Annotated in this window: 8 protein-coding genes, 2 rRNA genes and 1 other RNA gene; 8 read left to right on the top strand and 3 right to left on the bottom strand. The window is 61.9% G+C overall.

The genetic code is table 11. From position 1 onward, the window contains the following. Nucleotides 1-67: 67 nt before the first annotated feature. The 3 genes from CAL12_RS22500 (at nt 68) to CAL12_RS22490 (ending at nt 3,841) form a co-directional block, all read left to right on the top strand. Nucleotides 68-2,953: ribosomal RNA gene (locus CAL12_RS22500) — 23S ribosomal RNA — on the top strand. A gap of 238 nt (nt 2,954-3,191) precedes the next feature. Continuing rightward, nucleotides 3,192-3,304, top strand: a 5S ribosomal RNA gene (rrf, locus tag CAL12_RS22495). A gap of 171 nt (nt 3,305-3,475) precedes the next feature. Beyond that, complete coding sequence (locus tag CAL12_RS22490) at nt 3,476-3,841, top strand: DUF4870 family protein (RefSeq protein ID WP_086066652.1); 366 nt, start codon at nt 3,476-3,478, stop codon at nt 3,839-3,841. Nucleotides 3,842-4,130: 289 nt separating this feature from the next. Here the strand turns inward: CAL12_RS22490 and CAL12_RS22485 are convergent, their stop codons facing one another. Further along, nucleotides 4,131-4,409, bottom strand: a complete 279-nt coding sequence (locus tag CAL12_RS22485) for an SWIB/MDM2 domain-containing protein (RefSeq protein ID WP_066639945.1) — start codon at nt 4,407-4,409, stop codon at nt 4,131-4,133. Between the two features lie 146 nt (nt 4,410-4,555). On the opposite strand from CAL12_RS22485, the gene CAL12_RS22480 reads away from it, so the two are divergent. Continuing rightward, nucleotides 4,556-5,749, top strand: a complete 1,194-nt coding sequence (locus tag CAL12_RS22480) for a M20 aminoacylase family protein (protein ID WP_086066651.1) — start codon at nt 4,556-4,558, stop codon at nt 5,747-5,749. An 82-nt stretch (nt 5,750-5,831) separates the two neighbouring features. After that, a complete protein-coding gene (gene pyrC / locus CAL12_RS22475) occupies nt 5,832-6,896 on the top strand; it encodes a dihydroorotase (protein WP_086068051.1) in 1,065 nt (354 codons plus the stop codon). Between the two features lie 39 nt (nt 6,897-6,935). Here the strand turns inward: pyrC and CAL12_RS22470 are convergent, their stop codons facing one another. Then, the gene (locus CAL12_RS22470) at nt 6,936-8,774 is read right to left on the bottom strand and encodes an ATP-binding cassette domain-containing protein (protein WP_086066650.1); all 1,839 of its coding nucleotides are present in this window, start codon (nt 8,772-8,774) and stop codon (nt 6,936-6,938) included. A 66-nt stretch (nt 8,775-8,840) separates the two neighbouring features. Then, complete coding sequence (locus CAL12_RS22465; protein WP_086066649.1) at nt 8,841-10,163, bottom strand: cytochrome-c peroxidase; 1,323 nt, start codon at nt 10,161-10,163, stop codon at nt 8,841-8,843. Nucleotides 10,164-10,377: 214 nt separating this feature from the next. On the opposite strand from CAL12_RS22465, the gene acpA reads away from it, so the two are divergent. The 3 genes from acpA (at nt 10,378) to mraZ (ending at nt 13,222) form a co-directional block, all read left to right on the top strand. Beyond that, on the top strand, nt 10,378-12,084 hold the full coding sequence (acpA, locus tag CAL12_RS22460; protein WP_232464602.1) for an acid phosphatase: 1,707 nt from the start codon (nt 10,378-10,380) through the stop codon (nt 12,082-12,084). Between the two features lie 38 nt (nt 12,085-12,122). Continuing rightward, an RNA gene (gene rnpB, locus CAL12_RS22455) (RNase P RNA component class A) lies at nt 12,123-12,533 on the top strand. A 260-nt stretch (nt 12,534-12,793) separates the two neighbouring features. Further along, on the top strand, nt 12,794-13,222 hold the full coding sequence (gene mraZ / locus CAL12_RS22450; protein WP_179283420.1) for a division/cell wall cluster transcriptional repressor MraZ: 429 nt from the start codon (nt 12,794-12,796) through the stop codon (nt 13,220-13,222).

Genomic DNA, 13,222 nt, shown 5'->3' with positions numbered 1-13,222 from the left:
AACGCAAAGTATCATGTCAGAGCAAGACGGTTGCTTGGGAAGTGTTCTATAGCCATTAGCGTTATAGGATCAAGCGACTAAGTGCATATGGTGGATGCCTTGGCGATCACAGGCGATGAAGGACGTTGTAGCCTGCGAAAAGCTGCGGGGAGCTGGCAAACAAGCATTGATCCGCAGATATCCGAATGGGGAAACCCACCGTCGCAAGACGGTATCCTGGGCTGAATACATAGGCTCCAGGAGGCGAACCGGGTGAACTGAAACATCTCAGTAACTCGAGGAACAGAAATCAACCGAGATTCCGAAAGTAGTGGCGAGCGAAATCGGAAGAGCCTTTACGATTTAGCGCGTTGTATAGTCGAACGGGATGGAAAGCCCGGCCGTAGCAGGTGATAGCCCTGTAGGCGAAATGCAATGCGTGGAACTAGGCGTAAGAGAAGTAGGGCGGGACACGTGAAATCCTGTTTGAAGATGGGGGGACCATCCTCCAAGGCTAAATACTCGTGATCGACCGATAGTGAACCAGTACCGTGAGGGAAAGGCGAAAAGAACCCCGGAAGGGGAGTGAAATAGATCCTGAAACCGTATGCATACAAACAGTCGGAGCCTCCTTGTGGGGTGACGGCGTACCTTTTGTATAATGGGTCAGCGACTTACATTCAGTGGCAAGCTTAACCGGATAGGGAAGGCGTAGCGAAAGCGAGTCCGAATAGGGCGATTCAGTCGCTGGGTGTAGACCCGAAACCAGATGATCTATCCATGGCCAGGTTGAAGGCACGGTAACACGTGCTGGAGGACCGAACCCACTAGTGTTGAAAAACTAGGGGATGAGCTGTGGATAGGGGTGAAAGGCTAAACAAATCTGGAAATAGCTGGTTCTCTCCGAAAACTATTTAGGTAGTGCCTCAAGTATGACTGCGGGGGGTAGAGCACTGTTATGGCTAGGGGGTCATGGCGACTTACCAAACCATGGCAAACTCCGAATACCCGCAAGTCCAGCTTGGGAGACAGAGCACCGGGTGCTAACGTCCGGACTCAAGAGGGAAACAACCCAGACCGCCAGCTAAGGTCCCGAATTATCGCTAAGTGGGAAACGAAGTGGGAAGGCTTAGACAGTCAGGAGGTTGGCTTAGAAGCAGCCATCCTTTAAAGAAAGCGTAATAGCTCACTGATCGAGTCGTCCTGCGCGGAAGATGTAACGGGGCTAAGCGATAAACCGAAGCTGCGGGTGTGCACCTTAGGGTGTACGCGGTAGGAGAGCGTTCTGTAAGCCTGTGAAGGTGACTCGTAAGGGTTGCTGGAGGTATCAGAAGTGCGAATGCTGACATGAGTAGCGATAAAGGGGGTGAAAAGCCCCCTCGCCGTAAGTCCAAGGTTTCCTGCGCAACGTTCATCGGCGCAGGGTGAGTCGGCCCCTAAGGCGAGGCAGAGATGCGTAGCTGATGGGAAGCTGGTTAATATTCCAGCACCATCGTACAGTGCGATGGGGGGACGGATTGCGGAAGATCATCAGGGTGTTGGATGTCCCTGTTGCTGCATTAGAGAGGGCGCTTAGGCAAATCCGGGCGCGTGACTCAAGGGTGTGGCACGAGCGAGCATGTCTCGCGAAGTGATTGGAAGTGGTTCCAAGAAAAGCCTCTAAGCTTCAGCTGTACGAGACCGTACCGCAAACCGACACAGGTGGACGGGATGAATATTCCAAGGCGCTTGAGAGAACTCGGGAGAAGGAACTCGGCAAATTGATACCGTAACTTCGGGAGAAGGTATGCCCCGGTAGTGTGAGGCGCCTGCGCGCTGAGCATGATGGGGTCGCAGAGAATCGGTGGCTGCGACTGTTTATTAAAAACACAGCACTCTGCAAAGACGAAAGTCGACGTATAGGGTGTGACGCCTGCCCGGTGCCGGAAGGTTAAGTGATGGGGTGCAAGCTCTTGATCGAAGCCCCGGTAAACGGCGGCCGTAACTATAACGGTCCTAAGGTAGCGAAATTCCTTGTCGGGTAAGTTCCGACCTGCACGAATGGCGTAACGATGGCCACACTGTCTCCTCCCGAGACTCAGCGAAGTTGAAGTGTTTGTGATGATGCAATCTACCCGCGGCTAGACGGAAAGACCCCATGAACCTTTACTGTAGCTTTGCATTGGACTGTGAACCGGCCTGTGTAGGATAGGTGGGAGGCGCGGAAACCGAGTCGCCAGATTCGGTGGAGCCGACCTTGAAATACCACCCTGGTCTGTTTGCGGTTCTAACCTTGGCCCGTTATCCGGGTTGGGGACAGTGCATGGTGGGCAGTTTGACTGGGGCGGTCTCCTCCCAAAGCGTAACGGAGGAGTTCGAAGGTACGCTAGGTACGGTCGGAAATCGTGCTGATAGTGCAATGGCATAAGCGTGCTTGACTGTGAGACTGACAAGTCGAACAGGTGCGAAAGCAGGACATAGTGATCCGGTGGTTCTGAATGGAAGGGCCATCGCTCAACGGATAAAAGGTACTCTGGGGATAACAGGCTGATACCGCCCAAGAGTTCATATCGACGGCGGTGTTTGGCACCTCGATGTCGGCTCATCTCATCCTGGGGCTGTAGCCGGTCCCAAGGGTATGGCTGTTCGCCATTTAAAGAGGTACGTGAGCTGGGTTTAAAACGTCGTGAGACAGTTTGGTCCCTATCTGCCGTGGGCGTTGGATACTTGACGGAGCCTGCTCCTAGTACGAGAGGACCGGAGTGGACGTACCTCTGGTGTACCGGTTGTCATGCCAATGGCATTGCCGGGTAGCTATGTACGGAAGAGATAACCGCTGAAGGCATCTAAGCGGGAAACTCGTCTGAAGATTAGGTATCCCGGGGCCTCGAGCCCCCTGAAGGGTCGTTCAAGACCAGGACGTTGATAGGTCGGGTGTGGAAGCGCAGTAATGCGTTAAGCTAACCGATACTAATTGCCCGTGCGGCTTGATCCTATAACCCTGATGGTTAGAAAGCACCATCCAAAGCAAGCGGCTTGCCAAAAGCCATGATGCTTGCGTAGTGCCCACGCGAGCGAGTCAACGCTCGCTGCAATGCAGTCTCAACCCGAATTCAGCAATACCCCCAATACCCTCAACCAGGCCGACAGCCCCCGCGCTGCCGACCCGGCGTGCTTCTACCAGATTGGCGTGTCGCGCTTCCAAGAGGACGCGCGCCGCGCAACCCTTTACGCCTGACGACCATAGCAAGGTGGTCCCACTCCTTCCCATCCCGAACAGGACAGTGAAACGCCTTCGCGCCGATGATAGTGGACGGACGTCTGTGAAAGTAGGTCATCGTCAGGCTCTTATCCCCAAAACCCCGCTGCTCAACGCAGCGGGGTTTTGCTTTTCCAAAGCACCGCATTCGAACGCCGTCCGCAAATAACAACGTTCAACAGCCCGGCGAGGCGGGGCGGCCGAACTGCCGGATGTTGTGCGGTAACATAATCCGATCGACCAGAAGGAGCGGTTATCGTGAGTGAGCCCCAGATCCCTGTGACCACCAGCAGTCCTGACCTGCGCACCATTACGCATGTCGCGTATGGCTTGTACGCATTGGGCTTCGTGACCGGCGGCTTTCTCGCCATCGCCACGCTCGCGGCTGTCGTGCTCGTTTATATCAAGCGCGCCGATGCCGCCGGCACCTACTATGCGTCGCACTTCGACTGGCTGCTGCGCACATTCTGGTGGGCGCTGTTGTGGCTGGCGATCAGCGCGATCGCCACCTTGATCTTCATCGGTTGGATTGGTGTCGCCGCGACCGTAATCTGGGTGCTTTACCGCCTGATCAAAGGCTGGCTTGCACTGATGGAAGGTCGCGCGCCCACGGCATATGCGTGAATGTGCGTGACCGCATGCGCCCTGGAGGCGCATGCATGCGTGTCACGTGTCACTGCAACCCAATGAAAACGGCTGGCACATTGCCAGCCGTTTTTTTATTCCGTTCCCGGGCGGTGATCAGCGCTACGCGATGATGTCGTTGCGCATGTTCCCTGGCACGGCGCCTGCTGGTACGAATTGCGTCGCGGCGCTTATCGTATGCCGGGGTCCGCTAGGTAGAACCTGCTGACGAACAGCACGGTCCGATTTGGCCCAGCGATGGAGCGGGCGAAAGGACCGGAGAGGACCTTTACTTGAGATGCGCGTTGACCAGCTTGGTCAGTTCGAACATCGAAACCTGGTCTTTGCCAAACAGCGGGCGCAGCTTGTCATCTGCGTTGATGTTGCGCTTATTGCTGGCATCTTGCAGGTTGTGCTTCTTGATGTATTCCCAGATCTTTTTCGTGACCTCGGTGCGGGGCACCGCCTCGGGACCGATGACCGCAGCCAGATCCGCGCTCGGCGTGAGCGGCTTCATGAAAGCAGCATTCGGCTTGCGGGCGGACGCGGTTTTGGAGGGTGTGGCCATAATGCGGCTCTCCTTCTCTGAGTGTTGGAAAATTGATCCTGCGGCCGGAGCATAACGTGTCTGCGCCCTAAAGACAAAGGCATTTATCGTCTGTAGCAACTAAAATGACGCACTAAACTCCGCAACTTTGTAATCCGTGACGGACTATGTATCCGCGTTCTCCGCTTGAATCGATACGCTTATTCCATGACGAACTAACGGCGCTGCGACGCGACCTGCATGCCCACCCCGAGTTGGGATTCGAAGAGGTGCGAACATCGGGCATTGTCGCGGGCGCGCTTGAGGCCTTGGGCATCGAGGTGCATCGCGGAATCGGCAAAACAGGCGTCGTCGGTGTGATCCGCGGACGTGGTACGGATAGTGGGCGCATGATCGGATTGCGCGCCGATATGGACGCGTTGCCCATGACGGAAGACAACGCCTTCGGCCACAAGTCGACCAAGCCCGGCCTGATGCACGGCTGCGGACACGATGGCCATACCGCGGTGCTGCTCGGCGCCGCACGCTACCTGGCGCAGACGCGCAACTTCGACGGCAGTGCGGTGCTGATCTTCCAACCGGCGGAAGAAGGCCGTGGTGGCGCCAAGGCCATGATGGAAGATGGTCTGTTCGACACCTTTCCCTGCGACGCCATCTACGCGCTGCACAACTGGCCCGGGCTGCCGCCAGGCACGATAGGCATCAATCCCGGGCCGATGATGGCAGCGGCGGATCGCTTCGAAATCGTCATCAACGGACGTGGCGGCCATGGCGCGCATCCGTACCAGACCATCGATCCGGTCGTCGTCGCGGGGCATCTGATCACTGCCTTGCAAAGCGTCGTCGCGCGCAATATCAATCCGCTCGATTCGGCGGTGTTGTCCGTCGGTTCGGTGCAGGCGGGCCACCCCGGCGCCATGAGCGTTATTCCGCGCGAGGCCCGCATGGTCGGGACCGTGCGCACGTTTCGCAAGACCGTGCAGGAACTGGTCGAGAAGCGCATGACCGAACTGGCGACGTCGATCGCCGGCGCGTTCGGCGCGACGGCCGAAGTCAGGTACGAGCGGATCTACCCCGCCACGCTGAACACGCCGGGGCATGCCAATCTGGTGGCGGACATCGCCACCGAGATGATAGGCAAGGAGAACGTCGTCCGCGATCTGGTGCCGTCCATGGGGTCGGAGGATTTCTCCTTTATGCTGCAAGCCCGGCCAGGCGCGTATTTCCGCCTGGGGCAGGGCGGCGCGGAGTCCGGCTGCACGCTGCACAACAGCCATTTCGATTTCAACGATGCCGTCATTCCGCTGGGCGCGGCGATGTTCTGCGCGCTGGCCGAACGCGGCATGCCTTTATCGGAATAGAGACGGCTGCATCATTCTTCACATTACCTCCAACGGCCTCCTGGCGCGGGCCGTGGGCGCCAACATCCACACTGGGAACTTCATGTCCACACAGTCCTTCGATACCATGGTCATCACGCGTCCGGATGACTGGCATCTGCATCTGCGCGATGGCGATGCCCTGGCCGCGGTGGTCGGCGACACGGCGCGTCAATTCGCGCGCGCCATCATCATGCCGAACCTGAAACCGCCGGTCACCACGACGGAACAGGCACTGGCCTATCGCGAGCGTATCGAACGCGCGCTGGCTGCCGCCGGCGTATCCGCCGGTTCGTTCACGCCCTTGATGACGCTCTACCTGACCGACAACACCTCCGCCGACGAGATCCGCCGCGCGAGCGAGTCCGGCAGCGTGTATGCGGTCAAGCTCTACCCGGCGGGCGCCACGACGAACTCCGATGCGGGCGTGACGGATTTGCTGGGCAAGTGCCGCCCGGCCCTGGACGCGCTGGAAAAATGCGGCATGCCCTTGCTGGTGCATGGCGAAGTCACGGATCCGCAGGTCGATGTGTTCGATCGCGAAGCCCTGTTCATCGAGCGCGTCATGCTGCCGCTGCGCGCCGCTTACCCCGCCTTGAAGGTGGTATTCGAGCACATCACCACCAAGGACGGCGCGGAATACGTGCGGGACGCCGAAGGCCCGGTCGCGGCCACGATCACGCCGCAGCATCTGCTGTACAACCGCAACTCGCTGTTCCAGGGCGGCATGCGCCCGCATATGTATTGCCTGCCGATCCTGAAGCGCGAAGTGCATCGACAGGCGCTGGTGGCGGCCGCCACCAGCGGCAGCAAGCGTTTCTTCCTGGGCACGGACAGCGCGCCACATGCCCGCGGCCTGAAGGAACATGCCTGCGGTTGCGCCGGATGCTACACGGCGCTGCATGCCATGGCCCTGTACGCCAAGGCCTTCGAACAGGCCGATGCCCTGGACAAGCTGGAGGCATTCGCCAGCCATTACGGTCCGGATTTCTATGGCCTGCCGCGCAATACGACGACGTTGACGCTCAAGCGTCAGGAATACGTCATCCCTGACGAAGTACCTTACGGCGCCGACACGCTGGTGCCCCTGGCGGCCGGAGAATCGCTCGCCTGGCGCGTGCAGGCGTGACCCTGGCGCGTTGGCGGCGCGTCAGGGCGTCCATGGCCGTCACGACGTGGTTGCGCGGCGCGCTTCCAACTGCTCCCAGCGGTTGAATTTCTCTTCCAGGGCGCGGTCCAGCTCCGCCAGTTTCTGGTTGATGCGTTCGACCTCGTCGGGCGCGTCGCGATACAGCGAGCCGTCGGCCAGCCGGGCGGACAGCGCCGCCTGCTCGGCTTCGATCGTCGCGATGGCGTCGGGCAGGATGTCCAGTTCCTTGATTTCCCAGGTGCTCAGGCGGCTCACCCGCGCGGCCTTGGGTTTGCCCTGGCCGCCGGCCCTGTCGTCCGCTTCCCGCTTGTCCGCCTGGTCCGCCACGGATGCCGTGCCTCCCGTCGCATCGGCGACGGGCGCGGGGCGCTGGGCGAGCCAGTCGTCATAACCGCCCACGTAGTCTTTCCACAGGCCGGCGCCGTCGTTGGCGATGGTCTGCGTCACGACGTTGTTGAGAAACTCCCGGTCGTGGCTGACCAGCAGCACGGTGCCCGTATATTCCTGCAGCAGCGATTCCAGCAGCTCCAGCGTTTCGATATCCAGGTCATTGGTGGGTTCGTCCAGCACCAGCACATTGGCCGGCCGGGCGAACAGCCGGGCCAGCAGCAGGCGCGCGCGTTCGCCGCCGGACAGGCTGCTGACGGGCGAACCGGCGCGCGCGGGCGAAAACAGGAAGTCGCCCAGGTAGCTCATCACGTGCTTGCGGGTGCCGCCTATCTCCACCCATTCGCTGCCCGGACTGATCACATCGGCCAGGGTGTCGGTTTCATTCAGCTGCGCGCGCATCTGGTCGAAATAGGCGACGGCCACGTTGGACCCCATGCGCACCGTGCCCGAGTCCGGCGCCAGCTGGCCCAGGATGATGCGCAGCAGGGTGGTCTTGCCCGCGCCATTGGCGCCGATGATGCCGATGCGGTCGCCGCGCAGGATGGTGGTGGAGTAATCGTCGACCACGACGCGATCGCCATAGGCCTTGCGGACGTGCTGCAATTCCGCGACCAGCTTGCCCGAGCGCTGACCCTCGGCAATCGCCAGGCTGACGTTGCCCTGTCTTTCGCGGCGTTCGGCGCGTTCCACGCGCAGGCGTTCGAGCCGGCGCACGCGCCCTTCGTTGCGGGTGCGGCGCGCCTCCACGCCCTTGCGTATCCAGACTTCTTCCTGCGCCAGCAGTTTGTCGAAGCGCGCCTGTTCCAGGCGTTCCGACTCCAGCCATTGCGCCTTGCGGTCCTGCCATTGCGAGAAATTTCCGGGAAAGCTGAGCAGCCGGCCGCGGTCGAGTTCGACGATGCGGGTCGCGACGTTGTCCAGGAAGCGGCGGTCGTGCGTGATGATGACCGCGCTGCCTTTCCAGTCCGCCAGTACCTGTTCGAGCCAGGCGATGCCGTCGAAGTCCAGGTGGTTGGTCGGTTCGTCGAGCAGCAGCAGATCGGGCTCGTCCGCCAGCGCGCGAGCCAGCGCGACGCGCTTGCGTGTGCCGCCGGACAGGCCGGCGATGCGGCTGTCGCCAGGCAGGCGCAGCCGCTCCAGCAAGGCACGAACGCGGGCGGGCCGTTGCCAATCCTCGTTATCGTCGAGAGGACCGCACACCGTTTCGAATATGGTGACGTCCTCTTCCAGCACAGGCTCCTGCTCGACCGTGGCGACCTTCAATCCGGCCGCGCGCGTGATGTCGCCATCGTCCGGATCGGTGCGCCCGTCCAGCAGCCTGAGCATGGATGACTTGCCGGCGCCATTGCGGCCGATCAGGCCGATGCGCTCCCCGGCCAGGATAGAGAAGTCGGCACCGTCCAGCAGCGGGTGGTGGCCGAAGGCGAGCTGGACGCCGGTGAAGGTAATCAGGGTGGCAGGGGCCATGGAGCGGTACGGAAATCTGCTTGAGACCGCTATTGTCGCAGGAAGCCCCGGCCGCTGCCGGCGTGCTCAGTGTGCGGGCGCGCCTGTGCCGGCCGCGGACGTGGGGCGCGGATCGAAGTAACCGTCCGTCAGCGTCCCCAGGAAGGCGACCACGTCGTCGATCTCCTGCGGCGTCAAGGCAGGCTTGTCGCCCGGCTTGCCGCCGAATGGCGGATCCATATTGATGTTCTCGTGATACCGCGCCGGCAGATCGTTGAACTTGTCCACCGTGCCATCGGCGCGGCGCGGGTACCAGCGTTCGGGTTGGACGTCCCGGGTGGCGTAGAACTCGACGACGTCCCGCAGGGTATGGAACACGCCGTTGTGGAAGAACACCTTGCGTGTGGCGACGTTGCGCAGCGTGGGCGAGCGGAACAGGCCGCAATAGTCGGCGTGGTCGGCCAGGTCCTTGCGATAGGGGCCGCACAGGCCCAGGTCGAAATAGGCGGGGTCGCCGTTATCGGCAATGGCGGGATTGCGCGGTACGCCCAAGGCGATGTGGCCGTAGTCGTTGAATATCGGCAGGGTGCCCGGCACGCTGAAGCGGTGGCAGCTCGCGCAGTTGCCCTTGTCCTCGGCGGCAAACAGCCGCAGGCCGCGCGCCTCCTGTTCGGTGAAGCTCGCGCGCCCCATGGCCACCGCGTCGTACTTGCTGCTATAGGGAAAGAACAGCGACGGGGTGTCCTGGTAGTAGGCGAGCGCCTGGGCGATCGCCGCGAACGCCTTGTCGGTATCGTCGAAGATCTGGCTGCCATACAGGCGGCGCACCGTGTCCGCATAGGGCGCCGATTGCACGCGGGCGACGACGGCGGCGGGGTCCTTGTTGCCCATTTCGCGCGGATCCAGCAAGGGTATGCGCGCCTGCGCGTCGGCCCGGTTCACGCGGCCATCCCAGGTCAGGCCGCCAGTGGGGCCGGCATCCGTGCTGTTGTCGCCTTCTTCCTCGCTGTCGACGAAGTGCTCGTTGAAGGGCGGTACCTGCTGCAGGTACATCAAGGACGGTACGGCGCGCACGCCGGTCTGGGTCATGGCCGATCCGCCTGGCTGCACCGACATGCCGTCGGGCGGACCGAAGTGATTCTGCGGGCTATGGCAACTGGCGCAGGACTGGCGGCCGGACGCGGACAGGCGCGGATCCATGAACAGGGTCTGCCCGAGTGCGGACAGGTCGGCGGCCCGCTGTTTCGCATAGGCACGATCGAAGGTGGCCGGGGGAGGGGGATAGCGGGTCTGGCTGGTCCCGGACTGCGCCGCGGCATAACCCCATATGGCGCCGGTCGCCAGCAGCGCCGGCACGAAAAGGAAGCGGAAGCGTGCGCGGTACTTGGCGGCGATACGTACGAAGGGCATGGGCGGACAAGGCGAGGAGCGGGCGGACTGCGGGACGGACTGCGCGTGAGGCTAGCAGCGCAATATTTCCGTTCATGGAGGCTGCGCTTACCACGCCCTGAACGACGTGCCAGGGCTTCAGTTCACGTTCAGTAAAGCTTCATGAAGTTCACATCTTGGTGTCCGACCATGGCGGCGTTTTTCGCATGCCATTCATCGAGAGGAACTTGCTGGTATGAAGCCGACTTTCCGCACCATGTGCGTTTCATCGCTACGGCCGCTGGCCGCAATAGCAGTCCTGGGTTCGCTGGCCGCCTGTGGCGGCGATGGTGGAGACTCCGCGTCGGATGTGGCCGCGCGCGCGCAGGATCGCGCCGTGGACAACATCCAGAACGTCGTGGTGATCTACGCGGAGAACCGCAGCTTCGACAACCTGTACAGCGACTTCCCGGGCGTGGACAGCCCGCTGGCCACGGCCACCTATGCGCCCCAGGTCGATCGCGACGGCAAGACCGTGCTGGGCGCGCTGCCGCCGGTATGGGCCGGACTGACCAATGCCAAGGCACAGTTCGATTCCACCGTGCCGGTCGTCACTACCTCGCAGACGCAAGGGATGCCGAACAAGCCCTTCTCGATCAACGACACCTATCCCGGCGTCGACCTGCGGGCGGTCAACGCGGACCTGTGGCACAACTTCTATCAAAACCAGATGCAGATCGATGGCGGCAAGAACGATCAGTTCGTCGCCTGGGCCGATAGCGCCGGCGGGCTGGTCATGGGCCACTTCACCGGCAACGCCAACACGCTGCCCTTGTGGAAGGTGGCGCGGAAGTATGCGATGGCCGACCATTTCTTCATGGGCGCCTTCGGCGGTTCGTTCCTGAACCACCAATACTTGATCGCCGCCACGCCGCCCGTCGTGCCGATCAACGACAACAACAAGAGCAAGGTCGCCACGCTGTCGGACGGCCCGCAGGGGTCGCACCTGGCGGTGAACCCCGCCGCCCAGGGCGCGGATTCGGCATTGAGCGGCCCGGCCACGTCGATTTTCGTGACCAGCAGCGCCACGCTGACGCCGGACGGCTTCGGCATCAACACGATGCAGCCGCCGTACCAGCCCAGCGGCAACAAGCCCGCGGCCAACGCGCAAGGCGTCACCGCCGGCGTGCTGGCCGACCCCGCCAACGCGACGACGGTGCCGCCGCAGACACAGCAGAACATCGGTGACCTACTCAGCCAGAAGGGCGTGGAGTGGGCCTGGTACAGCGGCGGCTGGGCCTTCCAGTCCGCGCGTTCCACCAATCCCGCGGGTTGGGTGGGCTCGGACTACACGGGCACCGCGCTGCAGTCCAACGGCCAGCCTTTCGTGAACTTCCAGTTCCATCACCAGCCCTTCAATTACTTCAAGCGCTTCGATCCGACCACGCCGGATGGCGTCGCCCAGCGCTCCGAGCATCTGAAGGACGCGGGCGTGAACGGCGAGAACTTCATCGCCGATATCCGCGCCGGCAAGCTGCCGCCCGTGTCGTTCTACAAGCCGGTCGGCAACCTGAACGAGCACAACGGCTACGCCGACGTGCTGCGTGGCGACCAGGCGATCGCCGATATCATCGCCGAACTGGAAAAGAGCCCGCAGTGGGGCCATATGCTGGTCATCGTGACGTACGACGAGAACGGCGGGCTCTGGGACCACATCGCGCCGCCCAAGGGCGACCGCTTCGGGCCGGGTTCGCGCGTGCCCACCATTGTCGCGGGTCCCACTGTGCGCCAGGGCTATGTCGATCACACGATGCTGGATACGACGTCCATCCTGCGCTTCATCACGCGCCGCTGGTCCTTGCCGGAGCTGCCTGGTATCACGACGCGCCGCAACGCGCTCAAGCAGAACTCGGGCGTGGACCAGGGCGATATGAGCGAAATTCTCGACCCCAGCCTGACCTGAACGCGGGCATTGCCGCGTCAGGCTAAAATGGCGTCAGCAGGACGGGTCGGGCAATCGCGGTGCGCATGCATCGAGGAAGGTCCGGACTCCATAGGGCGCGGTAGCGGCTAACGGCCGTCCGGGCGCGCGGCGGGCAACCGGCGCGCGCCTGAGGAACAGGGCCACAGAGACGAGTCTGCGAAGCGGGCGCGGGTCACACCGCGCACAGGCACGGCGACTTCCGTGCCGCGCGTCCGGTAACGGGCGCGGCGTCGCAGGGTGAAACGCGGCAACCTCTACCGGGAGCAACATCAAATAGGCATGCGCACGGTCTTCGGACCGGGAAGGGCGGCTCGTCCGAGCATGCGGGTAGATGGCTAGATCCGGTCAGCAATGGCCGGGCCAGAGGAATGATTGCCCGCCGGGGGCTCTCCGGCGTACAGAATCCGGCCTACAGACCCGTCCTGCCTTCCTTACGTAGGGTTTCTTCGCTCTCAAAGCCGGGATGAACGCCACGCGAAAGTTCTTCTTTCCCGGCAGCCTCAGGTAGGACTTTTAGATCATTTTGCAACCCCCTGATTTATCAGGGGGTTTTTATTTTGTGTTTTCAACGGTGACGCCTAAGTCCTTGTTGTGATTGAAAAAATTGTGTCCGGTTGCTTGACCGCGGGTTTCCCTTCCCGTAGAGTGGGAAAAAGTAGGTTTTTGTGCAATTAAGTGGGAGGAATGGGTGTTCCAGGGAAGCAGCGCACTCACGCTGGATGCGAAGGGGAGGATCTCGATCCCGACCCGGCATCGTGACGCCCTGGTCGCTCAGGCGGAGGGCCGGCTCACGCTGACCCGCCACCCGGACGGTTGCCTGTTGCTCTACCCTCGCCAGGAATGGGAAAAGAAGCGTGAAGTCATCGCCGCGCTTCCCATGTCCGCCCGGGCATTGCAACGGCTGCTGCTGGGCAATGCCCAGGATGTCGAGCTGGACGGATCCGGCCGCATCCTGATCGCCCCCGAACTGCGCAATGCCGCAGGTATGACGCGCGAAGCGATGTTGCTCGGTATGGGCGCGCACTTCGAGTTGTGGGATGCCGCTTCCCTGGCCCGCCGCGAGGCGGAAGATCTGGCTCAGGGGATGCCGGAAGTGCTGAATCAGTTTTCGTTCTGA

Origin of the sequence: Bordetella genomosp. 8 (assembly GCF_002119685.1) — a bacterium.
GTDB lineage: Bacteria > Pseudomonadota > Gammaproteobacteria > Burkholderiales > Burkholderiaceae_B > Bordetella_C.
The sequence above is the reverse complement of the archived record's forward strand: the minus strand, read 5'-3'. Positions and strand labels throughout refer to the sequence as shown.